Source organism: Lentzea californiensis (genome assembly GCF_024648825.1).
Taxonomy (GTDB): domain Bacteria; phylum Actinomycetota; class Actinomycetes; order Mycobacteriales; family Pseudonocardiaceae; genus Lentzea; species Lentzea californiensis.
The window spans coordinates 322,508-348,747 of record NZ_JANBBE010000009.1 but is presented as its reverse complement, the minus strand read 5'-3'; the positions used below and the strand labels follow the sequence as shown (position 1 = coordinate 348,747).

Genomic DNA, 26,240 nt, shown 5'->3' with positions numbered 1-26,240 from the left:
TCGGGCAGCCCTGTGATGCCGTCGCGGGTGTGCCGTGCGATCCAGCGGCGCACGGTGACCGGCTCGTAGTGCAGCAGCTCGGCGATCTCGGGCGCGCTCATTCCGGATGCGGACAGCAGGACGATGACGATTCGGGCGGCGACTCGGCATGGTCCGTGTAGCGCGGTGACCAGTTCGATGTGCTGGGCAGGGGTCAGATCGGCGTAGACATGCGCTGGGCGCATACTGGTGAAGGCCTCGTTGTGGTGGGTTCAGGTGTGGTAACCGAATCCAACACGACGAGGCTCTTCACGTTCCCGGCAAGGTCAACTCTCGCGAGTTACAGACACAACTTCTGGCAACAGGCTTAGACGGCGGCTGTGGATCCTCTCACCACCAGCGTCGTCGCCAGCTCTATGTGCAACGCCTCCGGCTGATGCCCGTCCAGCACGCGCATGAGCTGTGTGACGGCGATCCGGCCCATCTCCTGCAACGGTTGCCGCACCGTCGTGAGCCCCGGGTCGGTCGCCTCGGCCAGGTCGATGTCGTCGAACCCGGCCACCGACAGGTCTTCCGGCACGCGCAGCCCTCGTTCCCGTGCGGCCTGCAACGTGCCGACGGCGACCTTGTCGTTGAAGCAGACGATGGCGGTGGGGCGGGGTTCCAGGTCGAGCAACTCCGCCGCGGCGCGCTTGCCGTGCGCCGTGGTGGCCTCCACGTGCCGTAGCCGGTCCGGCGTCAGCAGAACGCCCGCCTTGGCCAGTGCCGCGCGGTGGCCCGCCAGGCGCGCGTCGCCCGCCAGCCACTCCTCCGGCCCGGCGATGACGGCGATGTCGCGGTGGCCGAGGCCGATCAGGTGGTCGGCGACGGCCCGCGCCCCGGACGAGTGCGCGGCCGAGACCGCGGCGATGTCCGGCGGTGGCGGGGTGCGGGGGTCGACCACGACGAACGGGAAGCCCGACTCGGACAGGGCGACCAGCTCGTCCCCCTCCTCCGGCGGCAGGATGAGGATCGCGGCGTCGACGCCGGCCTCGCGCGGCAACGCCTTGAGCGCGTCGCTCTGCTGGCCCGACTCCCCCGCGTCGAGCAGCAGGCGCAGGCCGTGCAGCTTCAGCGTCTCGGCGATCGAGGAGACGATCAGGCCGAAGTAGTCGGTGAGCACGTACGGACACCGGACGTAGACGGTCCTGAGCCTCGCCGGCGTCTCCTGCCTGCGCCGTTCTACGGCCTGGAGCACCAGGTCACGGGTCCGCGGGGCGACGCTGACGTGATCGTTCAGCACCCGGGACACGGTCGCGATCGACACGCCGGTCTCCGCCGCGATGTCGCGGAGACTCGCGCGCTGTTTCACGTGTTCGATCTTGCGTTCCACCAGGTCAATGTACCGGAAATCCTCCAGACCATTGACCCTCGACACGGCCGGGTGTTTCATCCTGGAAGCTGACGTTTCACAGTGATGATTGGGTGTTACATGAGACGAACCGCGATCGTGGCCCTGGTGCTCGGCCTCACCGCCGTACCGACGGCGGAGGCGTCCAGCGCGCCTCAGGTGCGGGTGTGGGTGACCACGCCCGACCGCGCGGAGCTGATGCACGAACGGCCGCGCGTCACCTTCGGCACCGGCGAGTCGGCGCATCCGACGATCGTGGTCGACCCCGGCCGCCGCTACCAGGAGGTCGACGGCTTCGGCGCGTCCATCACCGACTCGTCCGCCGAGCTGCTCGCGGGCCTCGCCCCGGCCGTGCGCGCCGAGACCATGCGCAAGCTCTTCGACCCCGTGCACGGCATCGGTGTCAGCTTCCTGCGCCAGCCCGTCGGTTCGTCCGACTTCACCGCCGCCGCGGAGCACTACACCTACGACGACGTGCCGGCCGGGCAGACCGACTTCCCGCTCCGCCACTTCAGCGTCCGCCACGACGAGGCGAAGATCCTCCCGTTGCTGCGCGAGGCGAAGCGCCTCAATCCGCGCCTGAAGGTGATGGCCACGCCGTGGAGCCCGCCGGCGTGGATGAAGGACGACGACTCGCTAGTCGGCGGTAATCTCAAGGACGACCCGAAGGTCTACGACGCCTACGCGCGCTACCTCGTGAAGTTCGTGCAGGCGTACGCGAGGGCCGGTGTGCCGGTCGACTTCCTGTCCGTGCAGAACGAGCCGCAGAACCGCACGCCCGACGCCTACCCCGGCACGGACATGCCCGTCGCGGCGCAGGTCAAGGTGATCGAGGCGCTCGGCCCGAAGCTCAGGCTCGCCAGTCCGCGCACCAAGATCCTGGGTTACGACCACAACTGGGCCACGCACCCGAACGACGGTTCGGCGGAAACCGACTACCCGTACCAGATCCTGAACAGCAAGGCCGCGAAGTGGCTCGCCGGCACCGCGTACCACTGCTACTACGGCGACCCGAGCGCGCAGACGGCACTGCGCAACGCCTTCCCGGACAAGGGGATCTGGTTCACCGAGTGCTCGGGTTCCAAGGGCGCCACCGACCCGCCCGCCAAGGTCTTCAGCGACACCCTGCGCTGGCACGCCCGCAACGTCGTCCTCGGCACCACCCGCAACTGGGCGCGGAGCGCGGTGAACTGGAACATCGCGCTCGACAGCACCGGCGGCCCGCACAACGGCGGCTGCGGCACCTGCACCGGCCTCGTCACCGTGCAGCCGGACGGGTCGGTCGTCACCGACGCCGAGTACTACACCATCGGCCACCTCTCGAAGTTCGTGAAGCCCGGCGCGCGCCGCATCGCCAGCACGTCGTTCGGCACCACCGGCTGGAACGGCCAGATCATGGACGCCGCGTTCCGCAACCCGGACGGTTCCACGGCATTGGTGGTGCACAACCAGCACGACGAACCGCGGTCGTTCGCGGTCAACGTCGGCGACCGCACCTTCGAGTACACGCTGCCGGGCGGCGCACTGGCGACGTTCACCTGGACGAGCCAGCTCCGCGGCAAGCTCGACGCCGTACCGCTGACCGGCGCCACCGCCTTTCCCGACGGTGCGCTCGCGATCGACGACGACGCGTCGACCCGGTGGTCGAACGGCGCGGCACAGGCCCCCGGCCAGTTCCTGCAGGTCGACCTGGGGCGCCGCAGGGACTTCCGCCGCGTGGCCGTGGACTCCGGCGGCAGTCTCGGTGACTACGCCCGCAACTGGGAGCTCTCGGCCAGCGACGACGGCACGTCCTGGCGTTCGATCGCGTCCGGCGCGGGCGTGGGCCAGCTGACGAACATCGACGTCCGCCGCACGAGCGCGCGCTACCTCCGCATCACGTCCACCGGTGCCGTGAGCAACTGGTGGAGCATCGCCGACTTCCGTTTGTACAACTGAAGAAAGTGCTGTCGGGCGCCCAAACCCCTGCAAGGAGCGCTTCATGTCAATGACGACAAAACGCTGGCGCGGCATCGCGATCGCGGCAGCCGTGGTGACGGCGGGAAGCACCCTGGTCTCCCCCGCCGCCACCGCGGCGACGAACGCGAGCGTGTGGCTGACCACCGCCGACAAGTCGAACGCACTGACCAAACAGGCGGACGTGACGTTCGGCTCGGGTGGCACCGGGTCGACGATCACCGTGAACCCGAACTCCACCTACCAGTCGATGGTGGGCTTCGGCGCGTCGTTCACGGACGCGGCGGCGTGGAACATCTTCAACTCGCCGCGCCGCAACGAGATCATGTCCAACCTGTTCGACAAGACCAACGGCATCGGCATGAGCTTCATCCGCCAGCCGATCGGCTCGACCGACTTCTCCCGGAGCTTCTACACCTACGACGACGGCGCGGCGGACCCGTCGCTCTCGCGGTTCTCGATCGACCACGACCGGCCGTACATCCTGCCGCTGCTGCAACAGGCCAAGCAGCTCAACCCGCAGCTCGCCGTGATGGCGACGCCGTGGAGCGCACCGGCCTGGATGAAGAACAACAACAACCTCATCCGGGGTTCGCTCAACGACAGCCGCATCGGGGTCTACACCGACTACCTGGTCAAGTTCGCCCAGGCCTACAAGGCGGCGGGCATCCCGATCGACTACCTGAGCGTGCAGAACGAGCCTCTCTTCGAACCGCCGGGCTACCCGGGCATGTACATGTCGCCGCAACAGCAGGTCAACGTCATCAACACCCTGGTGCCGAAGCTGCGCGCCGCCGGTGAGCAGGCCCGCCTGCTGGGCTACGACCACAACTGGGACAACGTCGATTACGCGCAGACCGTCAACAACGGCGCGGGCGGCAACGTGATCGGTTCCGCGTGGCACTGCTACGGCGGCGACCCCAGCCGGCAGTCGATCGTGAAGAACAACCAGCCCGGCAAGGACGTCTTCTTCACCGAGTGCTCCGGCACCAAGTCGGCCAGCGACGCGGCGACGTTCCGCGACACCTTGCGCTGGCAGGGCATCAACCTGGCGATCGGCGCGACGCGCAACCACGCGCGGACCGTCGCCATCTGGAACATGGCGCTGGACCAGAACAACGGCCCGGTGATCGGCAGCTGCACCAACTGCACGGGCGTCGTCACGACCAGCGGCGGCAACGTCACCTACAACGCCGAGTACTACGTCCTCGGCCACCTGTCGAAGTTCGTGCAGCCCGGTGCCGTCCGCATCGACTCGACCGGCTACGGCGAGGGCGGCATCCAGAACGTCGCCTTCCGCAACCCGAACGGTCAGATCGTGCTCGTCGCGCTGAACTCGGGCGGCCAGCAGAACTTCCGCGTCTCCTACGGCGGCCAGACGTTCGGCTACACCCTGCCGGCCGGCGCGATGGCGACGTTCACCTGGCCCGGCACGCTCGACCCCGGCCAGCCCGGCGGGCGCACCGGCGCCATCACGGGCCTGGGCGGCAAGTGCCTCGACGTCACCGACGGTTCGACCGCGAACGGCAACCTCCCGCAGCTGTGGACGTGCTTCGGCGGCCCGAACCAGACGTGGACCCTGCAGGCGGACGGCACGGTGCGCGGCCTCGGCAAGTGCCTCGACGTCACCGGCAACGGGACGGCGGACGGCGCGGCGGTCCAGCTGTGGGACTGCTTCGGCGGCCCCAACCAGAGGTGGACGGCCTCCGGCGGCACGCTGGTGAACGCGGGCAGCAACAAGTGCCTGGACGTCATCGGCAACAACACGGCCGACGGCGCGAAGCTGCAGATCTGGTCCTGCACGGGCGGGGCCAACCAACGGTGGACCGTGCCCGCGTAGGTGAGGGGAAGGCCGGTGTCCAGCACACCGGCCTTTCCGTTCCGGTGCTTGAGGCCGGGCGGCACGGGTAACCGCGAGACATGACCGATCCCGTCAACCCGGAAGCACCCCACTCGCCGGGCACCCCGAGTCTCGACGACCTCGACGTCCAGGAGCCCGAGATCCCGCAGGAGACGACCGAGGACGCGAGCGAGCCACCGGACTGAGTTCTCCAGGCATGCCCCGCCGTCCAGTGGATACCCCCGCACCATGGACAACGAGGAACTCCGGCGCTTCGTCCTCGATCAGCTGACCGAGGACGAGCAGCGCCTGGCACGGGGCGAGTTGCCGCTGCTCGACGAGGCCGAGGACCGGGGCAGGTTGCGCATCACGCGCTCCGACGACGGCTCCGGCCTGCTCCTGCTGCCCGGGCCGATCCAGGCGGCGGAGGAACGGAACCCCGTGCCGTTCCCCGAGAAGCTCACCCAGCTCCGCACCGAGGTCGAGCACAGCGACGACCAGGCGGTGCTGCGGCTGCTGGCAGCCGCCTACGACACCGACCACGACTGGCAGGAGGAGTGGCGATGAGCACGCCGGAACCCGACCGCGTGACGGCGGAGAGCGAACTCGAGGACGCCGACATCGGCGGCGAGCACACCAGGCCGACCTACGCCGACGAGAACCCCGGCGGCCCGTACCGGGGACGTGACGAGTCAGAGCCTCACGACGAGGGCGGCATGGACCAGCGAAGCCTTTAGGCGCGAGCTGGGACGACGGCCCGCCGTCCAGGCAGGAAGCCCCGCGCCGCGGTCAGCAACGTCCGCGCCTCCATGAGCTCGCCGTACTCCAGGTGCTCATCGGCGGCCGCCACGTGCTCCAACGCCCGCGCGGGCACTCCTGGCGAGTCGTTCACGGCTTTGGCCAGGCACTTCCGCGCCTGCTCGGCCTGGTCGGCGAGATCCCCTCCGGCCGTCGTGCGGAGGAGGACGAGGGCGTCGCAGATCGCCCGGTCGAATGCCTTGGTGTTCATGTGCTCCGCCTTGCGGACAGTCGGGGGTCAGGGGCGCGCCGACTGCTTGACGCGCACCTGACTACCCGCGCTGCCCAACGGTCAAACGAGACTTTTCGGCTTCGGTTACGACAGGAGGCCGGCGCGCTGCACCGGCACGAAGGCGGCGAAGTCGCGGTTGCCCTGCTCCCGCACGTGTTCGTGCAGCACGCGGTCCACCCAGCCGGCCACCACGGCGGGCGCCGGGCGCGGCTCACCACCGAGCCGTGCCACCTCCACCAGCTCGCCCAGCCGGTCCTCGACCGCCACCGACCAGCCGCTCTGCTCGTTCCACACGAGCGCCACGTAGTGGTCGGGGAAGCCTGGCAGGCGCCCGTCCAGAGCCACGTACGCACTGACACGCGGCGTCATCTCGACGCACGAGCTGTCACCGCGCAGACCCAGCTTGGAGACGACCTCGCGGACGTAGCGCTGGACGTCGCGCGCCACCGAGTCGTCGAAGTCGATGTCGAAGGGAAAGTCGAAGCCGAAGTCGATCGTCATGTCGCGGTCCATGCGAGCCGTGCCTCCGTCAGCCGTACACCCAGTTCTGCGCAGGTCGGATACCCGTGCGGGGTGTCGGCAAACGCTTCTCAGGACGTTCGTACGGTGAGGTATCGGTTCAGTCGCGCCACCAGCCGGCTTTCGTCGGCCGCGGAACGCGTTCGTCTCGCGGTGCACCCCTGCTGGAACAGCACTGGAACGCGGGCGAGGTCGCGTTCGGTGGTCGTTGCGCAGGTCGCTGAGCTGCACGTGCGCTACCGGACGATCAGCGAGCCGACCGCTCCAGCTCCGCCGGACTGAGCGGCAGAGGTGGCTCGGCGCCGGCGGGATCCGCTTCGGAGATCACCCAGCCCGGTTCGTCCTGCCACCGCCCCAGCAGCTCGGACGGCACCCAGCCGGTGCCCTGCGAGGTCTCCTCGACGCCGCCGGTGAGACGCAGCAACGCGACCCGGCCCTTCTCGGCGCGGATCTCGACGAAGCGGGGCTCCGCCGAGGCGATCCTGCGCGTGACGCGGGTGAGGCCGGACCTGGTGAGCGGCAGGGTGATCAGCGTGCGCGGCTTGCTCGTGCGCAGCCACTGGCCGTCGCGCAGGAACATCTCCCACTGCTCGGAGCCGTCAGCGGGGCCGCGGAGGAGCGAGTACGCCTTGTCCGGGTTCGTGACCTCGCGCAGGCGCCGGAAGACGGCGAAGTAGAAGTGGCCGCCGATCGGCCGGGCGGCCCGGCGGGCGTTGCGGACGCGCAGGCGCGCGGCCAGGGCGGTGCGCTCGGCACCGGTGAGCGGCAGGGAGAACTCGTGCCGGGGCTTGAGCTTCGGCACGACGTCGTACGCCGAGTCGAGGTCGAGGACGTCGGTCAGCCGGTGGAAGACCGCGTACCCGGCCGTCTCCTGCGCCCGCGCGGTCCGCCGGCGGATGGTGAGGCGCGCCATCGTCTCGACGACGCTCGCCATGGACGTCCGCACGGCGGTCATGCGCGGCTCGCGGGTGGCCTGGGCGAGCAGTCTCGACGGCTGTGGCTCCGGCTCACCGGTGAACGCGAGCTCACCGTGCTCGCCGTCCGGGTCGTCCACCACCTTCGTGACGGCGGCGACCGGCAGGCCGTCCACGAGGACGACGTGGTGGGAGCAGCCCCGGTCCCACTGCGCGTCGACGAGCCGCTTGACGTACGCCGCCTCGGTGAGGCTCAGCGCGATGTACTCCTCGTGCACGTCGAGGCCGGAGTCGATGCGGTGGAGCTTGTCGCTGGGCTCCCACGTCTCGTGCCCGGCGTACTCCTCCTCGACCTGGCCCTCCGGCCGGCGGATCAACCGGTCCACAGTGGTCAGGTCGAGCACGTCCGAGGCCTGCTTGAACGATCCGTAGTACGTGTAGTCGATCAGCTCCGACTCGTACGACCGCGCGCGGACCGTCTTGACCATCTCGGCCAGGAACTCGTTGGCGTGGCCGACGTTCACGTCGCGGGCCTGCCAGTCCGGTTCGGACGGAACGCGGCTCAGCAGGTCCGAGGGCTCCCAGCGCAGGTCGTGCGTGAAGGACTCCTCGACCTCACCGGTCAGCCGCACGACGGCGAACGGAAGCCGTTGCCCGGCAACGTGAACGACGACGTACCGCACGTCCGGACCTTCTTCGCTGGCGCTGTAGTCCCCCATGTCCGGGACACTCTACCGCTGGAACATCGTGCGCACGGCCACGGTGGCCCACGCGAACACCAACGCGCAGTACAACACCACGGCGACTCCGGAGAACATCGCCGACGGCACCCGGACCGCGAGCGCGCTCGTGCCGGTCACCAGCGTGCCGAGCGGGAACACGAAACTCCACCACGTCAACGCGAACGGCAGCCCGCGCCGCGCGGTCCGCACGGTGACGGCCGCCGCGAGCGCGACCCACAGCAGGGCGAAGCCCCACGTGATCGTGCCGTACAACACGCCGAACGCGACCTGACCCGGCAGCACGGGCACGCCCGAGAGCAGGTTCGCCGCGGTGATCGACTGGCCCAGCGGCCCGAGCACGATCCACAGCGTCGGCACGGTCGAGGCCGCGCCCAGGCCGTGCTGCACCAGCCGCTGCCAGATCTGCGGCACGATCACCATCGTCGCGAACAGGCTGACGCCGAACAACGCGTAGCAGCCGAGCACCACGGCCTGCCGCGAGGACCCTTCCGGCAGGTGCTGCGCCAGCAGGGCGCCGGAGGCGGCGGACACCATCGGCGGCACCACGGGCATCAGCCACCCGGCGAACGCGCGTTCGCCGCTGCCGATCATCCGCAACGGCACCAGCACCGACGTCGCCAGCCCGAGCACCGTGCCGATCGTCCACAGCGTCCAGTCGACGGCCAGTGCCGCGGGCAGCCCGATCCAGTCCTTCCCGAGCAGCAGCGCTCCGGTGCCGACGGTCATCAGCGCCATCGGCGGCGCGCCCCAGAACTGGGCCATCACGGGGTCGGCGAGCTGTGCGCGCACCGTCCTCCACGTCCAGCGCCGCAGAGCCGCGGCCACCAGGAACGCCAGGAGCGCGGCGTCCAGCGCCCACACGTACGTGGCGGCGGTGTGCAGGCCGGGCATCGAGGCACCGGCCGTGGCGACGATCCCCGTCCCCATCACGGACGCGAAGAGGTTCGGGCCGAAAGGCGCCGCTCGTCGCACCTCTGGGGCACGGTGTGGTCGAGGTGCGAGAGCGGTCACGACATGACAATCCTCGCGCCGGGCCTGCCTCGGTAGACACCGATCGCCGATGTGGACATAGGCTACCCCTATGCCTCTTCCGCCCAGGGTCGCCGACCTGACCAGCTTCGACCTCCTGCTGAGCGTCGCCGAGCTGGGCAGCATCGGCCGGGCGGCCAAGGCGCACGGCATGTCGCAGCCCAGTGCCAGCGAGCGGCTCAGGACCCTCGAGGCCCGCGTCGGCGTGACGTTGCTGGAACGCACCTCACGCGGCGCGCGGCTCACCACGGCGGGTCAGCTGGTGGCCGGCTGGGCGGCGCAGGTGATCGTCCGGGCGGCGGACCTCGACGCCGGCATCACCAGCCTGCGCGCGGACCGGCAGAGCCACCTCCGGATCGCCGCGAGCCTCACCGTGGCCGAGTACCTGCTGCCCGCGTGGCTGATCGCGCTGCGGTCCGTCAGCCCGGACACGGCGACCGTGCTGTCGGCGGGCAACTCGGTGCACGTCGCCGAGCAGGTCCTGGCCGGGAAGGCCGACCTGGGGTTCGTGGAGAGCACCGACGTGCCGGCGGGCCTGGCGAGCCGCGTCGTCGCCACGGACGAGCTCGTCCTCGTCGTCGCACCCGCGCACCCCTGGGCCAGGCGCCGCCGGGTCGCCGCCGCGAAGGCGGCCGCGACGCCGATGGTCAGCCGGGAGTCCGGTTCGGGCACGCGGCAGGCCTGGGAGCACGCCCTGGGCGTCGCGGGCATCGGCGAGTTCGCGGCGCCGTTGCTGGAGATGTCGTCGACCACGGCGATCAAGGCGGCCGCGATCGGCGGCATCGGCCCTGCCGTGCTCAGCCTCCACACCGTGGCCACGGACATCGCCGCACGCGCGCTCGTCCGCGTCGAGGTCGGCGAGGTGGACCTGCACCGCGACCTGAGGGCGGTCTGGCCGTCCGGCCGGACACCCCGGGGCCCCGCCTCCGACCTGCTGACCATCGCGACGCGTACTCTCACCCACCGTGCCGACCGGCGGTAGCAAACAGGTTCGCGCCGCGCGCAAGCGCAAGAAGCGCATGGCTCGCGTCGTTCACGACCTCACCGACGCGCAGTGGGACGCCCTCAAGACGTCGTGGGGCGGTTGCGCGTACTGCGCGGCTCCGGCCGGTTCGCTGCAGAAGGACTGCGTGCAGGCCATCTCGCGCGGCGGCCGCTACACGCTCGGCAACGTCGTGCCCGCGTGCGGGTCGTGCAACGCCAGCAAGTGCAACGCCGAGGTGACGGGCTGGCTGCGGCGCAAGAAGCTCGACGAGCGCACGTTCCTGGTGCGCCACTACGAGATCTCGAACGAGCTGACCGCTCGCTTCGTCATCCCACCAGACGCCGGCGCCAGTCCAGAGGAGTGATCTTGATGGACCGGCCGGGGTCGCGGTCCCACGTCGTCTGAAGGCCTGCCGCCTCCAGCGCCGCCACCACCTCGTCGCCGATGGCCGTGGTGGTCTCGGCCGTTCCGTCGAACCCGCCGTACAGCAGCGTCAGCCCGTGCCCGGCCGCGGCGGAATCCGTGCACTGGCTGTGGAAGTAGACGAAGCCGCGCGCATCCGGCGCACTCTCGCCGCCGATCTCGTCCTGGCCGCAGTTGCGGCAGCACGTGAAGTTCTCGCGGGCCGTGATGCCGGCCTGCTCCAGCGCGGCGAACGCGCGGGTGAGGCGTTCGGGATCGGTCTCGCCCTGCCACGTGACCTGCTGCGCGACTCGCTCGAGCCACAACCGGTCAACCAGCGCCGCCGCCTGCTCGCGTGACACGGGCCGGCTGTCCTCGGTGACCAGGTACTCCTCCGCGAGCTCGGTGAGCTGAGCACGGGTGGAATAACCGCCGGTCAGCGCCTCGCGGACCCGTTCCTCCAGCTGCGCGCGGGCGTCGTCGCCGAGGTCGAGCGGCGGCACCGCGGGCGCGGGCGGCAGGCCCAGCGACGACCACGTGAGACCGCTGTCCCACCCGGCGTCCTGGCGCGCCCAGCCCGTGAGCGCCGCGATCGTGCCGTCGAGCCCGGCCGTCGCCGTGAAGTGCCGGTCGGCGCCGCCGTCGCGGTGCTCGACCGAGTAGTCGCCGCCGGTCTCGTGCCAGACCTGGGCGAAGACACCGGGCAGGTCGGGCACCCGCTGGACGACCAGGAACCGGTCGTCCGCACCACCGATGCGCCGCACCAGAGCGGCCAGCGCCTCGACGGACACGCGCACGTGCCGCTCCCCGTTCTCCGTCTCCACTTTGATCTCGAGCATGCGGAGACTCTAACGACGGCCCAGGTCCTGTCCTAAGCCGAGTTGCGAACGGCGTTGTACCCCTTGTAGAGCGCGTCCCACGCCTTCTTGCAGCGGGCGTTGAGCTGCCCGTCCTCGCTCACACCGCCGGCCGCGAACCACGGCTCGCACGGCACGATCTCGGTCAGCTGGCGACGCACCTCGCTGATCGCGGCCTGGCCGGCGGGCGGCAGCTTGGCGGACTGCTTCTCGGCCTCGTCGATCACCCCCGTCACGTCCGGCATGACGTGGTTGCAGTTGTCGGCGGGCGCGACGGGTTCGCCGCGCAGCCGGGCGGCGCAGTCCGTGAGCAGGACGCCGATCGCGTCGAGCCGGGGCTGCAGGTCCGGCAGCGGCGAGCCGGTGGCCGAGGTCACGGCCGGGGTGATCCTGGGCAGGGACGACGTCCCGGTGCCGCACCCGATCAGGAGGAAAGCCAGCGCAATGGCGGAGTAGCGCATGCCGAGCAGAGTAGCGAGACGGCGAGGCCGCCAGAGCCGGGGAGGCTCTGGCGGCCCTGCGTTCACCCGATCAGGTTCACGCGCGGATGTAGGACCTCACACCGTTCGGGAAGCCGAGCGCGGTCGTGTCGGCGACGTCGTCGCTCACGACGGCGGACTTGCCCTTGCAGCCCGGCTCGGACCAGATCTTCACGGCGCCGTCCGGGGAGAGCGACTTGAAGCCACCGCGGAGGTCGGCGCACTGGGCCTCGACCTTGACGCCGGTCGCGAAGTTGTCGCCGCTGAAGTCGTCGAAGTTCTTGCCGGTGAAGAAGGTCACCGAGTTCGCGGGCTTGGCGCCGGGGGCCGGCGGGGCGGGCTGGGTGGCGGGAGCCTCGGCGGGAGCGACGGCGCGCTTGCCCTCGGGGTTGATCACGAACCACTTGTTGCCGACGTTCTGGCCCTTGATGTCGCCGGGCTTCTCGTCCTTGTTGAACAGGTAGACCGGGCGGCCTCCGATCGCCACCTGGACCGCGCCGTCCTGACGCTTGACGAAGCCGATGTTCTCCCGCTTGATGCCGGGGAAGAAGAGCTTGGTGCCCTTGGTGACCGTGATCGGCGGCCACGTCTTCGCGCAGTCACCGTTGCAGTTGGACACTCCGCCCTTCACGGGGTCGTCGCTGAACCAGTAGACCGTGAGTCCCTTCCCGTTGACGACGGCGGGCTCCAGACCGCCGGCGTTCGCGACGCGCAGCTCGACCCACTTCTGCTTCACCTCAGGGGAAGCAGCGGCCGGAGCGCGGTCACCGCTGTTCTGGTCGGCCTTGTTGGAGTTCGCCGATCCGCGCAGGAAGTCCACACCGGACTCATCGGTGGACGCCCGCTGCGCCTCCTGGGCCGGTTCCGTTGCGGGAACGGCAGATCCGGACTGCGCGGCACCCTGACCACAGGCCGTCAGAGCGACGACACCGACCGCGAAAAGGGCAGCAACGAGCCCAACTTGCTTGCGACGCATTGTTTTTCTCATTCCTGAGTGGACTTTCGCCAACCTGTTCATCCGCATTCACGTACGGCCTGCCCGGAAGGTTCAACCGGGTTCGAGGTGAGAGCGCGATCACAGTCACCGCGGAGCTCACCCGGTACCGTTGGAGGCGTGAACATCAGCCTGAGCAGCGACTTCGCGAACGCGGTACCGGAGATGGCGGTCTCCTGGGAGGCCGTCCCGGTCGGCGAACCGGAACTCCTGGCACTCAACGAGCCGCTCGCGGCGGAGCTCGGCCTCGATCCCGCCTGGCTGCGTGCTGACGGCCTGCCCTTCCTCGTGAGCGGCAAGGGTGTCGCACAGGCCTATGCCGGTCACCAGTTCGGCGGCTACTCCCCCAGGCTCGGCGACGGCCGCGCGCTCCTGCTGGGTGAACTGACCGACACCGAGGGCCGTCTCCGCGACCTGCACCTGAAGGGCTCCGGCCGCACCCCGTTCGCCCGCGGCGGCGACGGGCTGGCCGCGGTCGGCCCGATGCTGCGGGAGTACGTCGTCAGCGAGGCCATGCACGCCCTGGGCGTCCCCACGACCCGAGCGCTGGCCGTCGTGTCCACCGGCCACGTCGTGCAGCGCGAGGAACCGCTGGCGGGCGCCGTCCTGGCCAGGATCGCCGCCTCGCACCTGCGCGTCGGCAGCTTCCAGTACGCCCGCAACACCGGCGACCTGGACCTGCTGCGCCGCCTCGCCGACCACGCGATCGCCCGCCACCACCCCGGCAGCACCTACCTGGAGCTCTTCGCGCACGTCGTCGCCGCCCAGGCGTCCCTGATCGCCCGGTGGATGCTCGTCGGCTTCATCCACGGCGTGATGAACACCGACAACATGACGATCTCCGGCGAGACCATCGACTACGGCCCGTGCGCGTTCATGGAGGCCTACGACCCGACGACGAAGTACAGCTCCATCGACCACCGCGGCCGTTACGCGTACGGCAACCAGCCGATCATCGCCGAGTGGAACCTCGCCCGCCTCGCCGAAGCCCTCCTGCCGCTGTTCGCCGACGACGAGGACGAGGCCGTCTCGCTCGCCCTCGCGACGCTGCGGACGTTCGACGCGCACTTCGAGGAGGCCTGGACCGGCGGCATGCGGGCGAAGCTCGGCGTGTCCGGTGACGTCAAGCCCCTGCTCGAGGACCTGCTCGCACTGATGCACGAGAACCACGTGGACTTCACGTCGTTCTTCCACCTGCTCGGCAAGGCGGCCAGGGGTGACGCGGAGCCGGCCCGTTCGCTGTTCCTGGACCTCGCGGCCATCGACGCGTGGCTCGCGCGCTGGCGGGAGCTCAAGCCGGACGGCGGGGCGATGGACCGGGTCAACCCCGTCTACGTGCCGCGCAACCACCTCGTGGAGGAGGCGCTGGCGGCCGGGGCGGCCGGGGACATGGGTCCGTTCGACCGTTTGCTGAAAGCGGTTACCTCCCCGTTCGGCGAACGGCCCGGCCTGGAATACTTCGCGGCCCCTGCGCCGCAGGACTTCAGTGCCACCTACCGGACCTACTGCGGGACTTGATGAAGCTGCAGCCGATCGGCCACGTCGAATCGCCCCTCACCGACCGCTCTTCCGCGCCCAAGCAGGCGGACGAGGGAGCGCCGGAGGCCTTGCTCGTGTTCGCGCCCGAGTACGCACGGGCGATGCGGGAACTGGAAGCGGGCCAGGAGGTCCTCGTCCTCACCTGGCTCGACCGCGCCGACAGGTCGGTGCTGGCGGTGCACCCCCGCGACGATCTGGACCGGCCGGAGACCGGCGTGTTCGCCACGCGGTCGCCGGACCGGCCGAACCCCATCGGCCTGCACCACGTCCGGATCACGGCGGTGGACGGCCTCGGGGTGCGGGTGGCGCACCTGGAGGCCATCGACGGCACGCCGATCATCGACGTCAAGCCGGTCCTGGGCCCGGAACGCTGACCTGCCGGCGATCGGTGCGAAGGGTTTGACCGGCGGGTACCCCTCGGTCATGAGCCAACCAGTTCCGCCCGCGGAGCCCGTGCCGACCACGCCGGGCCCGGACCAGCCGCGTCCCACCGGACCCGACCAGCCCCAGCCGCCCGGCCCGGACCCGGACCCCCTGCGCCCGCCTGGGCCGGACCCGGATCCGCTGCCGCCGGAACCGAAGCCGATTTAGAGGTTTGAACAGCGAAGAGCCGGGTACGGGCGGTGTGCCACCGCCGGACCGACTCTGGAGCACGCCATGCTCAGTCGAGAGGAACATCAGCAGCTCATCGACATCGAGGGCCGCTTCCGGGTCTCCGACCCGGACCTGGCCCGCGCGCTGAGCGAAGGTCCCTGCTCGCAGAGGAACCTGCGTCAGCGCGCGGTCGCCGTGCTGGCCGCGCTGGCTTTCAGGAGGCGACCGGGATCGGCCGGCTGACGGCCGCGTTCGGTGGTGCCTCCGCCCGGTTCCAGCGCATCCGGGACCACGGCAGGTCCATGTCGCTCAGCGAGCTGATCTGCCGTGGCCGCAGGTCCTCCGGCGCCGGTGCCTCGGCGTGCCGGGAGTAGGCCGCGTCGACGTAGCGGTGGCCGGTGTCCGGTGCCAGCACGACGACGTGCCGGTCCGGGTCCAGCCGCTGCTCCCACCGGGCCGCCAGGTACGCCGCCCCCGCCGACAGGCCGGCGAAGATCGCGTGTTCGCGCAGCAGGGCGACGCTGCCGGACAGCGCGGCGTCGAAGCCGAACCAGTGCACCGTGTCGTAAAGCGTGTGGTCGACGTTGCCGAACGGGATCGAGCTGCCGATCCCGGCGATGATGATCTCCGGGTCGTGCACGTGCTCGCTGCCGAACGTGACGCTGTCGAACGGTTGCACGCCGACGAGCTCCACCTCGGGCGCGGTCTCGCGCAGGAACGACGTCAGGGCGCCCGTCGACGCACCCGTGCCCACGCCGCCCACGACCGACAGCCTGGAGCAGTCGGCGTGGGAGCGGATGAGGTCGGCGATCGGCCGGTAGCCGCGGTAGTGGACGTCGTCGTGGTACTGGCGCATCCAGTGGTGCCGCGGGTGGTCGCGCAGGATCTCCCGCACCCGTGCCACCCGGCGGCTCTGGTCGAGCTTGAGGCTCGGCGACGGCGGCATAGGTTCCACGGTGGCGCCGAGGATCTCCAGCTGCGTGCGCAACGTCAGGTCCACCGTCGTGGACGCGACGATGTGGCAGTGCAGGCCGTGGCGGTGGCAGGCCAGCGCCAGGGCGTGCGCGTAGATGCCGCTGGAGCTGTCGACCAGCGTGTCCCCGCGGGCGATGGTGCCGCGTTCGAGGAGGTGGCGGACGGCTTCGAGGGCCGAGGCGACCTTCATGGTCTCGAAGCGCAGGCAGAGGGTGCGGGAGTCGAGGCGTACCAGGGCGGGACGGCTGAGCGCGTCGGCGATGTGGTGGTCCACGTCTTCTCTCATGTTCGGGCTCGGTAGCGGTACAGCGCGGTCTCGTCGGCGCTGAACTGCGAGAACGGGAACGGCTCCGCGGACAGCGCCGTCACGCCCTCACCGAGGAAGTGGCGGGCGACCGCGCTCGCGGTCTGGGCGTAGACGATCAGCGGGATCTCCCGCGAACGGCAGGAGCGCAGGATCTCGTCGAACGTGCCGTTGCCGATCGTCATGCCCGTCGCCACGACGGCGTCCGCGACCCCGAGGACGTCCCGCATGTCCGGCGTCACCGGGTCGCCCCACTGCGTCGTGCGCAGCGAGAGGTCGCACGGCAGGCAGTCGGCGCCGCGTTCGCGGATCGCGGCCACCAGCGGGTTCACCACGCCGATCAGCGCGACCTTGGCGCCCGGCGGCACGTCGAGCAGGCCGGCCACGGCGGCGTCGCGGGCACGCGCCCGTTCCTCCGGTGTGCCGGAGGGCAGCAGCACCCGCTCGGCGTCCGAGGTCCGATGTGGACGGACGCTGCCGAGGTAGGCGTCGAGTGCCGCGACCCGCACCGGGGCCGGGGCCTCGGTCAGCAGCGTCGCGACGGGAGCGCCGGAGTAGTTCGCGCACACCGCCGGGTCGGCGTCGCCTTCCGCGAACGCGCACGCGCCGAACGCCGTTCCGACGCGGGCCAGCACGTACTGGTTGCGGTAGGTGGTGCCGCCACCGGCCAGTCTGGTGCCGTGGTGCACCCAGAACACGCTGGTGGCCGCCACCTCCGCGGGATCGGGACCGTGCCGGCCCTCCAGCACCCCTGCTATCAGATCATCCACAGTGGACATTTCTTCCCCCTTTCAGCGGACCGGTTCGCGATACCCGACGGCCAGGTGGCCCAGGCTGTCGCGCCCGATCTCGGCTTCCACGTCGAACACCTCGCGCAGCAACGGCGCGGTCAGCACGTCGGCGGCGGCGCCGTCCGCGACGACCGTGCCGCCGTGCATCAGGACCAGCCGGTCGCAGTAGCGAGCGGCCAGCGCGAGGTCGTGCAATGCCACGACAACGGTCTGCGGCGTGCCGCCCACCAGCTCCATCAGTTCGAGCTGGTGGCGCACGTCCAGGTGGTTCGTCGGCTCGTCCAGCAGCAGCCCGGCCGTGCGTTGCGCCAGCGCCCGCGCCAGGTGGGTGCGCTGCCGTTCACCACCGGACAACTGCTTCCACGGCCGGTCGGCCAGCGCCGTCAGGTCCAGCCGCTCCAACGCGGCGGCGACGATCTCGTGGTCGGCGGCATCGGGACCACGCCAGCGCGACCGGTGCGCGGTCCGGCCGAGCATGGCCACCTCGGACACCCGCAGATCGCTGTCGGTGTCGGCCGTCTGCTCGACGAACGCCATCCTGCGCGCCCGTTCACGGGCGGGCCACGACGCGATCTCCACGCCGTCGTACCGCACCACCCCTGCCGTCGGCGTGCGCAGACCGGCCACGCACCGCAGCAACGACGACTTCCCGGACCCGTTCGGCCCGATCAGCCCGACCGTCTCCCCCGGCTCGACCGCCAGCGTGACGTCCCTGACGATGGTCTTGCCCGGCACACCCCAGCTCAGGTTCTCCACCTCGATCCTCACAGCTCACCCCGCTTGCGCAGCACCAGCAGGAAGAGCGGCACGCCGACCAGCGCGGTGAACACGCCCACCGGCACCTCCAGCGGCGAGAACACCACGCGGGTGAGCGCGTCCGTCCAGACCAGGAACACCGCGCCCACGACCGCGGACAACGGCAGGAGCTTGCGGTGCAACGGCCCCACGAGGAACCGGACACCGTGCGGCACGATCAGCCCGACGAACCCGACCGCGCCCACGGCGGCCACCGCGACCGCGGTCAGCACGGACGTGGTCACCAGCAGCACGGCACGCGTCGTGCGGACGTCGACGCCGAGCGAGGACGCGGTGTCCGTGCCGAACGCGAACCCGTCCAGCGCGGCCGAGCACAGCCACACCACGAGCAGGCCCGCGGCGAGGACGGCCGCGCACACCGCGACGGACGTCCACCGGGCCGACGCGAGCGACCCCAGCAGCCAGTTGGTGACGGCGCGGATGCTGTCGGCGTCACCGGACGACAGCAGGATCAACGACGTGAGCGCCGCGAACAGCTGGCCCACGACCACACCGGTCAGCACGATCCGCGACGAGTCCAGGCCGGTGCGCCTGAGCAACAGCATCAGCAACCCGAACGCCACCAGTGCGCCGATCAACGCGCCGCCGGTCACGCCGAGCTGCGATCCCGCGAACCCCAGCACCACCACGACCACGGCGCCGGTCGAGGCGCCCGACGACACCCCGAGCAGGTACGGATCGGCCAGCGAGTTCCGCGTGACGCTCTGCAGCACCGCGCCGCACACCGCCAGCGCCGCCCCGACGAGCGCCGCGAGCAGGACCCTCGGCAGCCTCAGGTCCCAGATCAACGAGTCGAGCAGGCGCGGCAACGGGAGCACCGGCAGCCCGAGGCGTCCACCCGCGGCCCGGCCGATCTCGGCCCAGCTCGCACCCACCCCGATCCGCACGGCGAGCACCATCGACACCACGAGGACGACCAGGCTCAGCACGACGACGAGCGTGTTCTTCCTGCGCCGCAGAGGTTTCGGGGTCTTGAGGACGACAGGATCGAGAACAGCCGCCTCAGCCACGGCCGGCGATCTCGTCGAGCTTCGCTCCGAAGGCCTTGAGCGCGTCGACCGTGCGCACGGACGGGTCCATCTCGATGCCCGGCAGCTCGATGACCTTGTTCTCGCGCAACGCCTCGAGCTGCGAGACGGCCGGGTGTTCGCGCATCATCGCGAGCTTCTCGGCGGCCTTGTCGCCGGGGTTGCCGCGTTCGGACAGGTCACCGATGACGACCACGTCGGGGTCGCGACGGGCGACCTCCTCCCAGGACACCTCAGGCCACTCCTGGGCCAGGTCGTCGAACACGTTGACCGCACCGGCGATCTTGCTCATCTGGCTGGGCATGCTGTCCCGGCCCGCCACGTACGGGACACCCTTGAACACCGAGTAGACCCAGACGACCTTGACAGGATCCCGTTTGACGGCCTGGACTTCGGCGACGGCCGCGCGCTGGTCGGCCGCCAGCTGGTTCGCCCTGTCCTGGATGCCGAAGATCCTGCCGAAGTTCTCGTAGTCACGGAACAGCCGGTCGAACGGCGCGGTCGTGCCGTCCGGGCAGTTCACCGCGCTCACGAACGTAGGAACACCAAGGGTTTCCAGCTCGTCGCGCGTGCCGGCGCGGTCAGCGGTGAAGAGCTCCTTGAACGACGCCACCACCACGTCCGGGTTCGCCGCTCTCAACGGCTCCGAGGTGAGGACCTTGGGCGAGAGCACCGGGATCTTCGCGTAGGCGTCCGCGAACCTGGGCGACACCTTGGTCTTGACGTTGGCGGTGCCGGCCATGCGGTCCTGCAGTCCCAGCGCCAGCAACGTCTCCGTCGAGTTCTGGTCCAGCGTCACCACCCGCTGTGGCTGGCCGGCGAACGTGAGCTGCTTGCCGCAGCTGTCCACCACCACCGACTGAGCCGCAGGCGCCTGGGCGCCTCCCGGTGTGGCGCAGCCCGCGGCGAGCACCGCGACCAGAGCCAGGCCGAATCGGCCGGGGTGAGACATCGGATCCTCCAGAAGTTCACTCGAACGGTGTGCGTTACTGTAACGACAATCATTTTCATTGCAACCCTGCCGGAAGGTCGACAGCGTGGTCCACGACACAGCGCGCAGCCCGTCGGTGCTGCGCAGCACCACATTTCTCCGCCTCTGGACCGCGACGACCGCATCCGGCATCGCGACCTGGGCGCTGCCGTTCGTGCTGGGTCTGGCAGTCCTGTCGCGATCGATCACGGCCGTGGAACTGGGTGTCCTGCTCGCCGCGCGCACGGCGGGCTTCCTCGCCGCCGTCCCGGTGAGCGGAGTCCTCGCCGACCGCTACGCCCGCCGCCAGGTGGTCCTGTGGTCCGGCCTCGTGTCGGCTCTCGCGGCACCCGTGCTCGCTGCCTTCGTGGGCGACTCAGTGGTGGTCGCGGCGGTCGCGGCGGCGGCGATGGGAGCGGGCCAGGGCGCGTGCAGGCCGGCGTTCCAGGCGCTGACCGCCGAGGTGGTCGAGGGTGACCAGCGCCAGCAGGCCAACGCCGCGATGACGTTGTCGGTGCGGGTCACCACGCTGGTGGCGCCGGGACTGACCGCGTTGCTGGCCCTGGTGCTGAACACGCAGGTGCTCCTGCTCGGCATCGGCGCGCTGTGGCTCGTCGCCGCCCTGGTCCCGCCCGCGGGCACCGGAGTCACGGCACCGGGCAGCGGTTCCGGCTTCGTGGCGGACTTCTGGGAGGGCGTGCGCGAAGCCCGCCGCCACCCGTGGTTCCTGGCCGGGCTCGGCGCGCTGACCGCCGTGATCGCCACCGGCTACTCGGCGACCGGCGTGGTCCTCCCGCTGGTCAGCCGCGACCGCTACGACACCGAGGCCGTGCTCGCCGGGGCACTCACGGCGTACACGCTCGGCGCACTGGCGGGCGCTCTCCTCATCGCGCGCTGGCGACCACGCCACGCGGGCTGGACCGCGCTGTTCGGCCTGGCGCTGTACGGGTTCGCACCGCTGAGCCTGCTGCTGCCGGTGCACCCGTTCGTCGTGATCGCCGCCTACGTCGTCGCGGGACTGGGCATCGAGCTGTTCAACGTGCCGTGGTTCACCGCGACGCAACGCGAGGTCGAGCCCTCGAAGCTCGCCCGCGTGTCCTCTTTGGACTTCCTGATGTCCTACGGCCTCGCACCCGTCGGCCTGGCGCTCATCGCACCGGCGATCTCGTCGTTCGGCGCCCCGGTCGTGCTGGCCGCCTGCGCGGTGATCTGCTTCGTGGCACCGGCACTGGCCGCGCTCGTACCGTCGTCCCGCGACTTCGGGCCGCGCCGATGACGGTGCCCCGCCCGCAGGTCCTGGCGTTGCTCACCGCCTGCGGAGCCTGAGCGCAGACGTGCGGCCTACCCGCGATCGCGAGTAGGCCGCACGACGAGTTCATTCGTACCGGCAGGCGCTCAGGAGGAAGCCGCCTTCTGCAGCTCCTTGCGCAGCTGCTCCTTCGACATGCTCGACACACCGTCGAGTCCGAGGTTCTTGGCCTGCATGAGCAGTTCCTCGCGCGTGGCCTGGCCCGGCATCTCGCCGAGGTGGTCGGCGCGGCTGCGGGCGAACGCCTCGCCGAGCTCGTACCGGCGTTCCGCGCTGAGCCGCTTGCGCATGCCCGGCAGCACCGTCTTCTCCTCTTCCTCCACGTGGTGGTTGATGGAGTCGACGACGTCCTGCAGCGCCTTCTCGTACTGCGGCGAGTCGTAGTCGGTGTCGAGGAGCTTGGCGAGCAGCTGCTCGGCCTCCGCGTGCTCCTCCTGGCTGTGCTCGACCTCGTCGTCCCCGCCCGCGTCCTTGGCGGCCGGGTAGACCTCGCCCTCCTCCGCGCGGCTGTGGGCGACGAGCAGGCCGCAGAGCACCGGGGTGAGCAGCGGCCGCTTCTCCGGGTGGTTCTTCAGCTCGTCGAACAGGCGCTCCACCTCGCGGTGGTCCTGCATGATCAGGTCGACGACGTCGTACTGCATGGTGGTTCTCCTTCAGTTCGGGTGGTTCCTCGGATAGCGCGTGGAGATGGGCGCGACACCGCGCCGTCCGATTCGGCCGAGCGCGACGCCGAAAGCACTGAACACGGCGATCGCGACGGCGACGCTGACGACGATCGACCACGCGAGTGCGAGGCCGAGCAGGCCGGCAGCCGCGCCGGCGATCACGCCGGCGACGAGTCCGTTGACGAGGTTCACGAGGCCCGCGACCCCCAGCGCGGTGCCGATCAGCCGTGGCCGCCTGGCCTTGCGCCAGCCGGTCTGGCCGGCGTCGACCTCGACGCCGAGGGTGTCGTCGTGGAGCTGGCGCACGAACACGTCCCTGGTGGACGGTTCGAGCTCGGCGTAGACGGCCCTGATGCGGTTGATCCCCAAGCCCGCCTGGACGTCCTCGATGGTCAGCTCCACCGTGCGGAACAGGGTTGCCAGCCCGATCAGGAACAGGGCGGTGAAGACGACCAGCAGCAGCGTGAGCAGCACCGTCAGCGGCACCACCTGGGCGACGAACCCGAGGGCGATCATGGACGCGGAGATCGTCGTCAGCAGGTGGCCCGCTCGTCCCGTCGCGTCGGTGATCGTCGCCGTGCGGATCATCTGCAGCGTGTTGTGCTCCATCGTGAGGATCGTCAGGGCCGACGCCTTGTCCACTTCCTGCACGTCAGCGTCCGAGCGCGTCGGCGAGTTCCTTCTTCGTCATGGTGGAACGGCCCTTCACGTTCTTCTTCTTGGCCTCGTTGTAGAGCTGTTCCTTCGTGAGGCCCTTGGGGCGGTTCGTGCCCGATCGCTGCCCGCCGCGCTTCTGCGGTGACATGTCCTTCTTGGACGACTTGCTCGCCGTCCTGGACTCACCGGCCTGTGCGCGGTTCTTGTTCACCGTGCGCGCGGCGATCTCCTTCGCGCGCTTCGGCGAGGCGCCCCGGTCCTCGGCGGAGTCCTTGATGTGCTCGTACTGGCGTTCGCGTTTCGCATTCGATCCCGCGGGCATCACGACCTCCTGACTCGATGCTGGTCCGCGAATACCCCCGGTCAGGACGATTCACACCCGATCGATCGGGTAGCCGGGGTCATGGCGATCTCATCCCGACTGGACACCGCGCGGGTGCTCGCGACGGTGCTGCTGCCCACCCTCGCCAAGGGTGTGATCGTGCGCCGGCCCGGCGTGATGGCGGCCGCCGAGAAGGTCCAGTCCGACACGAGGGCGATAGACACGATGCGGAAGCTGCGCGACCGCTACGGGCCGGAACCGGTGCGCCTGCGCATCACCGGCCGCAGCGTCGCGATGCTGGTCGACCCCACCGACGTGGGCAGGCTGCTCGCCGGGTCGCCGGAGCCGTTCGCGCTGGCCACGAGGGAGAAGAAGGCCGCGTTGAAGCACTTCCAGCCGCACGGGGTGCTCATCTCGGAGGGGCCGGAACGGGATCGGCTGCGCCGGCTCAACGAACGCGCGCTGCGGCCGGAGAACGTGCCCGCGGAGGCGATCGTGCGCGACGAGGCCGACCTGCTCACCCGCCACGTGATGAGCACCGGCGAGCTGACGTGGGAGTCGTTCAACCAGACGTGGTGGCGCATCGCGCGCAGGATCGTCCTCGGCAACGGCGCCCGCGGCGACGACCGGCTCACCGACGACCTGAAGGCGCTGCGCGAGAACGCCAACTGGGCCTTCCTGCACCCGAAGCAGCGGGACCTGCGTGCACGCTTCCAGCGCCGGCTCGACAGGCACCTGGCGCGGCGCGAGGAAGGCAGTCTGGCCGCCCAGCCCGGTGACCTGTCGGGCCAGGTGCCGCACTGGCTGTTCGCGTTCGACGCGGCCGGGATCGTCACGCTGCGGGCGCTGGCCATCGGGGCGCGCGGCGTGAACGGCATCCTGGAGTCCGCGCGCTTGTGGCCGACGACGCCGGTCATCCTGCGGGAGAGCACGATCGCCACCCGCTGGCACGGCACGTGGCTGCCGGAGAACACCGAGTTCGTCGTGTTCACACCGTTCTTCCACCGCGACCCGGACAGGCTGCCGTTCGCCGACCGGTACGCCCCGGAGCTCTGGGACGGCCCGCGCGACCCGGCGATCGTGCCGTTCAGCGCGGGGCCCGGTGAGTGCCCCGGCCGTGACCTGGTGCTGACCACCGCCGCGACGATGCTGGACACGCTGTCCGAACACCTCACGTTCCCGACGTTGAGCGCTCCGCTGCCGGGCACGCTGAACCACTTCGGCATCCGCATGCCGGCGGAGCAGACGGGTACTCGCGTGTCATGAACACTCCCCGTTGCGCCGTGGTGACCGGATCGGACTCGGGCATCGGCAAGGCCGTGGCCGTCGCGCTGGCAGGCGGTGGCGTCGACGTGGGCATCACGTACCACGAGGACGCCGCCGGAGCCGAGGAGACGGCGCGGGAGGTTCGCGCGGCCGGTGTCCGGTGCGCGGTGCGGCAACTGGACCTCACCGACCTGCCGGACGCGGCCGGCGTCGTGGACGAGCTCGCCGGAGAACTGGGCGGCGTCGACGTCCTGGTGAACTGCGCCGGCACCGGGAGCAGCCAGAAGGCGCTGGACATGCCGTTCGACACCTGGCGGTCGGTGCTCTCGGTCGACCTGGACGGCGCGTTCCTGTGCTGCCAGCGCGCGGCCAGGCACATGATCGAGGCCGGGCGCGGCGGCCGGATCATCAACATCACGTCGGTCCACGAGCACCTGCCCCGCGTGGGCGCCGCACCGTACTGCGCCGCGAAGGCCGGGCTCGGCGCGCTCACCGAGGTGCTCGCACTCGAACTGTCCGAACACGGCATCACGGTCAACTCGGTGGCACCGGGCGAGATCTCGACGCCGATGACCGGCCAGGAGGACGTCGACCCGCACACCCAGTCCCGTCCGGGCGTCCCGCTCGGCAGGCCGGGCAGCGCCCACGAGGTCGCCGCCGTGGTGGCGTTCCTGGCCACTCCGGCCGCCAGTTACGTGACCGGCGCGTCGCTCGTCGTGGACGGCGGGATGTCCCTCATGGGGCCGCAGGCGAGCCAGCTGATGACCGACGAGAAGTGGAGGCAGACCTGATGCGTGCCGTGGTGCTCAACTGCACCTTGAAGAAGTCACCGGACCAGTCCAACACCGACCTGCTCGCCCAGGTGGTGATCGACGAGCTGACCGAGAAGGACGTCGAGGTCACCTCGTTCCGGCTGGCCGACCACGAGATCCCGCCCGGCGTCGTGACCGATCTCGGCGGCGGCGACGAGTGGCCGAACATCCACCGGTTGCTGCTCGACGCCGAGATCCTGGTGTTCGCGACCCCGACGTGGGTCGGCCGTCCGTCGTCGCTCGCGCAGCGCGCGCTGGAACGGATGGACGCCATGATCTCCGAGACCGACGACCAGGACCGCCCGGTCGCCTACAACCGGGTCGCGGGCGTGGTGGTGACCGGCAACGAGGACGGCGCGCACCACGTGATCAGCGAGATCTGCGGCGGTCTCGGCGACATCGGCTACACGATCCCCGGCCAGGCCTGGACGTACTGGAACCGCGGCCCCGGCCCCGGCCCGAGCTACTCCGAGACCGACGAGGGTCACGAGTGGTCGGAGAACACCGGCCGCACCATGGCCGCCAACCTGCACGCCGTCGCCCTGGCCCTGGCGGAACGCCCGATCCCGGCCTGAGCCAGCGCCACGAGCGCGCCGATCGCCAAGCCGCCCAGGACGTCCGAGGGCCAGTGCACACGGGTCCTGAGCCGGCTGTAGGCGACCAGCAACACCAGTGGAGTCACGGCGAGGCCGGCCTTCCGGTCAGCCAGCGCGGTGGCGGTGCCGAACGCGGCCGCCGTCACCGCGTGCTTCGACGGGAACGACGACGAGTCCGGGTGTTCCGGCAACGCCTGCCGGGCCGGCATGGTCGCGACCTGGGGCCGGCGTCGGGGCACGGCCAGGCTCACGAGGTGCCCCAGCGGCATGGCGATCATCGCCGCGGTCAGTGCACGCTTCGCAGCTTTTCTCATGCCGGACAACGCGAGCAGCCCGGCGACGGGCAACCACAGGACGCCACCGCGTGCGGTCAGGCTGGCGGCGATGATGATCGGGTGAGGACGCCTGGTGGGCAGCGCCTCGCTGTTGCGCAGCGAGTCCTCGTCCAACTCTTCTAATTCGTCCTCAGCCGTCATGCG

The 26,240-nt window shown here is 70.6% G+C and carries 33 protein-coding genes; 15 read left to right on the top strand and 18 right to left on the bottom strand.

Annotated elements, in window-relative coordinates; genetic code table 11:
* A partial coding sequence (locus tag LX88_RS30485; RefSeq protein WP_258951211.1) for a helix-turn-helix domain-containing protein occupies positions 1 to 224 on the bottom strand: 224 nt, incomplete at its 3' end.
* 122 nt (positions 225 to 346) lie between these two features.
* Complete coding sequence (locus tag LX88_RS30480; RefSeq protein WP_258951210.1) at positions 347 to 1,351, bottom strand: LacI family DNA-binding transcriptional regulator; 1,005 nt, start codon at positions 1,349 to 1,351, stop codon at positions 347 to 349.
* 99 nt (positions 1,352 to 1,450) lie between these two features.
* On the opposite strand from LX88_RS30480, the gene LX88_RS30475 reads away from it, so the two are divergent.
* From LX88_RS30475 to LX88_RS30455, 5 genes are all read left to right on the top strand, one after another.
* Positions 1,451 to 3,307 carry a discoidin domain-containing protein gene (locus LX88_RS30475; protein WP_258951209.1) on the top strand — a complete coding sequence of 619 codons (1,857 nt, stop codon included), beginning with the start codon at positions 1,451 to 1,453 and terminating at the stop codon, positions 3,305 to 3,307.
* Positions 3,308 to 3,350: 43 nt separating this feature from the next.
* Positions 3,351 to 5,165 (top strand): ricin-type beta-trefoil lectin domain protein, encoded by a 1,815-nt coding sequence (locus tag LX88_RS30470; protein WP_258951208.1) that lies wholly within the window; start codon positions 3,351 to 3,353, stop codon positions 5,163 to 5,165.
* 80 nt (positions 5,166 to 5,245) lie between these two features.
* Positions 5,246 to 5,371: a hypothetical protein gene (locus LX88_RS30465; RefSeq protein ID WP_258951207.1), complete on the top strand. Its 126-nt coding sequence runs from the start codon at positions 5,246 to 5,248 to the stop codon at positions 5,369 to 5,371.
* Positions 5,372 to 5,414: 43 nt separating this feature from the next.
* The gene (locus tag LX88_RS30460; protein WP_258951206.1) at positions 5,415 to 5,732 is read left to right on the top strand and encodes a hypothetical protein; all 318 of its coding nucleotides are present in this window, start codon (positions 5,415 to 5,417) and stop codon (positions 5,730 to 5,732) included.
* Positions 5,729 to 5,902, top strand: a complete 174-nt coding sequence (locus LX88_RS30455) for a hypothetical protein (protein ID WP_258951205.1) — start codon at positions 5,729 to 5,731, stop codon at positions 5,900 to 5,902. The genes LX88_RS30460 and LX88_RS30455 overlap by 4 nt, the downstream gene beginning before the upstream one ends.
* On the opposite strand, the gene LX88_RS30450 is transcribed toward LX88_RS30455, so the two are convergent.
* The 4 genes from LX88_RS30450 to LX88_RS30435 form a co-directional block, all read right to left on the bottom strand.
* Complete coding sequence (locus LX88_RS30450; RefSeq protein ID WP_090073606.1) at positions 5,899 to 6,174, bottom strand: hypothetical protein; 276 nt, start codon at positions 6,172 to 6,174, stop codon at positions 5,899 to 5,901. The genes LX88_RS30455 and LX88_RS30450 overlap by 4 nt on opposite strands.
* Before the next feature lie 105 nt (positions 6,175 to 6,279).
* Positions 6,280 to 6,696 (bottom strand): DUF6292 family protein, encoded by a 417-nt coding sequence (locus LX88_RS30445; protein WP_258951204.1) that lies wholly within the window; start codon positions 6,694 to 6,696, stop codon positions 6,280 to 6,282.
* Positions 6,697 to 6,961: 265 nt separating this feature from the next.
* A complete protein-coding gene (locus LX88_RS30440) occupies positions 6,962 to 8,347 on the bottom strand; it encodes a hypothetical protein (RefSeq protein WP_258951203.1) in 1,386 nt (461 codons plus the stop codon).
* 12 nt (positions 8,348 to 8,359) lie between these two features.
* Positions 8,360 to 9,343, bottom strand: a complete 984-nt coding sequence (locus LX88_RS30435; protein WP_258951202.1) for a TDT family transporter — start codon at positions 9,341 to 9,343, stop codon at positions 8,360 to 8,362.
* Between the two features lie 109 nt (positions 9,344 to 9,452).
* Here LX88_RS30435 and LX88_RS30430 point away from each other — a divergent pair, with 109 nt between their 5' ends.
* Positions 9,453 to 10,382: a LysR family transcriptional regulator gene (locus LX88_RS30430; RefSeq protein ID WP_258951201.1), complete on the top strand. Its 930-nt coding sequence runs from the start codon at positions 9,453 to 9,455 to the stop codon at positions 10,380 to 10,382.
* Complete coding sequence (locus tag LX88_RS30425; protein ID WP_258951200.1) at positions 10,366 to 10,749, top strand: HNH endonuclease; 384 nt, start codon at positions 10,366 to 10,368, stop codon at positions 10,747 to 10,749. Before LX88_RS30430 ends, LX88_RS30425 begins: the two co-directional genes overlap by 17 nt.
* On the opposite strand, the gene LX88_RS30420 is transcribed toward LX88_RS30425, so the two are convergent.
* The 3 genes from LX88_RS30420 to LX88_RS30410 all read right to left on the bottom strand — a co-directional run bounded on the left by LX88_RS30420 (position 10,712) and on the right by LX88_RS30410 (position 13,099).
* The gene (locus LX88_RS30420) at positions 10,712 to 11,626 is read right to left on the bottom strand and encodes a DUF6891 domain-containing protein (RefSeq protein WP_258951199.1); all 915 of its coding nucleotides are present in this window, start codon (positions 11,624 to 11,626) and stop codon (positions 10,712 to 10,714) included. The two genes, LX88_RS30425 and LX88_RS30420, sit on opposite strands and share 38 nt — an antisense overlap.
* Before the next feature lie 32 nt (positions 11,627 to 11,658).
* Positions 11,659 to 12,105: a hypothetical protein gene (locus LX88_RS30415; protein ID WP_258951198.1), complete on the bottom strand. Its 447-nt coding sequence runs from the start codon at positions 12,103 to 12,105 to the stop codon at positions 11,659 to 11,661.
* A gap of 76 nt (positions 12,106 to 12,181) precedes the next feature.
* On the bottom strand, positions 12,182 to 13,099 hold the full coding sequence (locus tag LX88_RS30410) for a COG4315 family predicted lipoprotein (RefSeq protein WP_258951197.1): 918 nt from the start codon (positions 13,097 to 13,099) through the stop codon (positions 12,182 to 12,184).
* 138 nt (positions 13,100 to 13,237) lie between these two features.
* Between LX88_RS30410 and LX88_RS30405 the strand changes: the two genes are divergently transcribed.
* From LX88_RS30405 to LX88_RS30390, 4 genes are all read left to right on the top strand, one after another.
* Positions 13,238 to 14,635: a protein adenylyltransferase SelO gene (locus LX88_RS30405; protein ID WP_258951196.1), complete on the top strand. Its 1,398-nt coding sequence runs from the start codon at positions 13,238 to 13,240 to the stop codon at positions 14,633 to 14,635.
* Positions 14,635 to 15,030 carry a tRNA (N6-threonylcarbamoyladenosine(37)-N6)-methyltransferase TrmO gene (tsaA, locus tag LX88_RS30400; RefSeq protein WP_258951195.1) on the top strand — a complete coding sequence of 132 codons (396 nt, stop codon included), beginning with the start codon at positions 14,635 to 14,637 and terminating at the stop codon, positions 15,028 to 15,030. Before LX88_RS30405 ends, tsaA begins: the two co-directional genes overlap by 1 nt.
* Positions 15,031 to 15,079: 49 nt before the next feature.
* Positions 15,080 to 15,247 (top strand): hypothetical protein, encoded by a 168-nt coding sequence (locus LX88_RS30395; protein ID WP_258951194.1) that lies wholly within the window; start codon positions 15,080 to 15,082, stop codon positions 15,245 to 15,247.
* Between the two features lie 66 nt (positions 15,248 to 15,313).
* Positions 15,314 to 15,493 (top strand): DUF3040 domain-containing protein, encoded by a 180-nt coding sequence (locus tag LX88_RS30390; protein WP_258951193.1) that lies wholly within the window; start codon positions 15,314 to 15,316, stop codon positions 15,491 to 15,493.
* Here the strand turns inward: LX88_RS30390 and LX88_RS30385 are convergent.
* The 5 genes from LX88_RS30385 to LX88_RS30365 are packed head-to-tail and all read right to left on the bottom strand — an operon-like array spanning position 15,465 to position 20,116.
* Positions 15,465 to 16,511 (bottom strand): pyridoxal-phosphate dependent enzyme, encoded by a 1,047-nt coding sequence (locus LX88_RS30385; protein WP_258951192.1) that lies wholly within the window; start codon positions 16,509 to 16,511, stop codon positions 15,465 to 15,467. The genes LX88_RS30390 and LX88_RS30385 overlap by 29 nt on opposite strands.
* Positions 16,508 to 17,308: a Rossmann-like domain-containing protein gene (locus tag LX88_RS30380; RefSeq protein WP_258951191.1), complete on the bottom strand. Its 801-nt coding sequence runs from the start codon at positions 17,306 to 17,308 to the stop codon at positions 16,508 to 16,510. Before LX88_RS30380 ends, LX88_RS30385 begins: the two co-directional genes overlap by 4 nt.
* Before the next feature lie 12 nt (positions 17,309 to 17,320).
* Positions 17,321 to 18,088 carry an ABC transporter ATP-binding protein gene (locus LX88_RS30375; RefSeq protein WP_258951190.1) on the bottom strand — a complete coding sequence of 256 codons (768 nt, stop codon included), beginning with the start codon at positions 18,086 to 18,088 and terminating at the stop codon, positions 17,321 to 17,323.
* Positions 18,085 to 19,146 carry a FecCD family ABC transporter permease gene (locus LX88_RS30370; protein WP_258951189.1) on the bottom strand — a complete coding sequence of 354 codons (1,062 nt, stop codon included), beginning with the start codon at positions 19,144 to 19,146 and terminating at the stop codon, positions 18,085 to 18,087. The genes LX88_RS30375 and LX88_RS30370 overlap by 4 nt, the downstream gene beginning before the upstream one ends.
* On the bottom strand, positions 19,139 to 20,116 hold the full coding sequence (locus LX88_RS30365) for an ABC transporter substrate-binding protein (protein ID WP_258951188.1): 978 nt from the start codon (positions 20,114 to 20,116) through the stop codon (positions 19,139 to 19,141). The genes LX88_RS30370 and LX88_RS30365 overlap by 8 nt, the downstream gene beginning before the upstream one ends.
* 115 nt (positions 20,117 to 20,231) lie before the next feature.
* Between LX88_RS30365 and LX88_RS30360 the strand changes: the two genes are divergently transcribed.
* Positions 20,232 to 21,410: an MFS transporter gene (locus LX88_RS30360; RefSeq protein ID WP_258951223.1), complete on the top strand. Its 1,179-nt coding sequence runs from the start codon at positions 20,232 to 20,234 to the stop codon at positions 21,408 to 21,410.
* Between the two features lie 119 nt (positions 21,411 to 21,529).
* Here LX88_RS30360 and LX88_RS30355 read toward each other — a convergent pair whose 3' ends face one another.
* The 3 genes from LX88_RS30355 to LX88_RS30345 are packed head-to-tail and all read right to left on the bottom strand — an operon-like array spanning position 21,530 to position 23,087.
* The gene (locus LX88_RS30355) at positions 21,530 to 22,084 is read right to left on the bottom strand and encodes a hemerythrin domain-containing protein (protein WP_258951187.1); all 555 of its coding nucleotides are present in this window, start codon (positions 22,082 to 22,084) and stop codon (positions 21,530 to 21,532) included.
* A gap of 12 nt (positions 22,085 to 22,096) precedes the next feature.
* Entirely contained in the window at positions 22,097 to 22,759 is a 663-nt protein-coding gene (locus LX88_RS30350) for a hypothetical protein (RefSeq protein WP_258951186.1), read from the bottom strand.
* A 1-nt stretch (position 22,760) separates the two neighbouring features.
* Positions 22,761 to 23,087: a plasmid stabilization protein gene (locus tag LX88_RS30345; protein WP_258951185.1), complete on the bottom strand. Its 327-nt coding sequence runs from the start codon at positions 23,085 to 23,087 to the stop codon at positions 22,761 to 22,763.
* 81 nt (positions 23,088 to 23,168) lie between these two features.
* Here LX88_RS30345 and LX88_RS30340 point away from each other — a divergent pair, with 81 nt between their 5' ends.
* The 3 genes from LX88_RS30340 to LX88_RS30330 are packed head-to-tail and all read left to right on the top strand — an operon-like array spanning position 23,169 to position 25,740.
* Entirely contained in the window at positions 23,169 to 24,353 is a 1,185-nt protein-coding gene (locus LX88_RS30340) for a cytochrome P450 (RefSeq protein WP_258951184.1), read from the top strand.
* The gene (locus tag LX88_RS30335; RefSeq protein WP_258951183.1) at positions 24,350 to 25,144 is read left to right on the top strand and encodes an SDR family oxidoreductase; all 795 of its coding nucleotides are present in this window, start codon (positions 24,350 to 24,352) and stop codon (positions 25,142 to 25,144) included. Before LX88_RS30340 ends, LX88_RS30335 begins: the two co-directional genes overlap by 4 nt.
* Positions 25,144 to 25,740: a flavodoxin family protein gene (locus LX88_RS30330; protein WP_258951182.1), complete on the top strand. Its 597-nt coding sequence runs from the start codon at positions 25,144 to 25,146 to the stop codon at positions 25,738 to 25,740. The genes LX88_RS30335 and LX88_RS30330 overlap by 1 nt, the downstream gene beginning before the upstream one ends.
* Here the strand turns inward: LX88_RS30330 and LX88_RS30325 are convergent.
* Positions 25,650 to 26,237 (bottom strand): phosphatase PAP2 family protein, encoded by a 588-nt coding sequence (locus LX88_RS30325; protein WP_258951181.1) that lies wholly within the window; start codon positions 26,235 to 26,237, stop codon positions 25,650 to 25,652. The two genes, LX88_RS30330 and LX88_RS30325, sit on opposite strands and share 91 nt — an antisense overlap.
* Positions 26,238 to 26,240 lie beyond the last annotated feature (3 nt).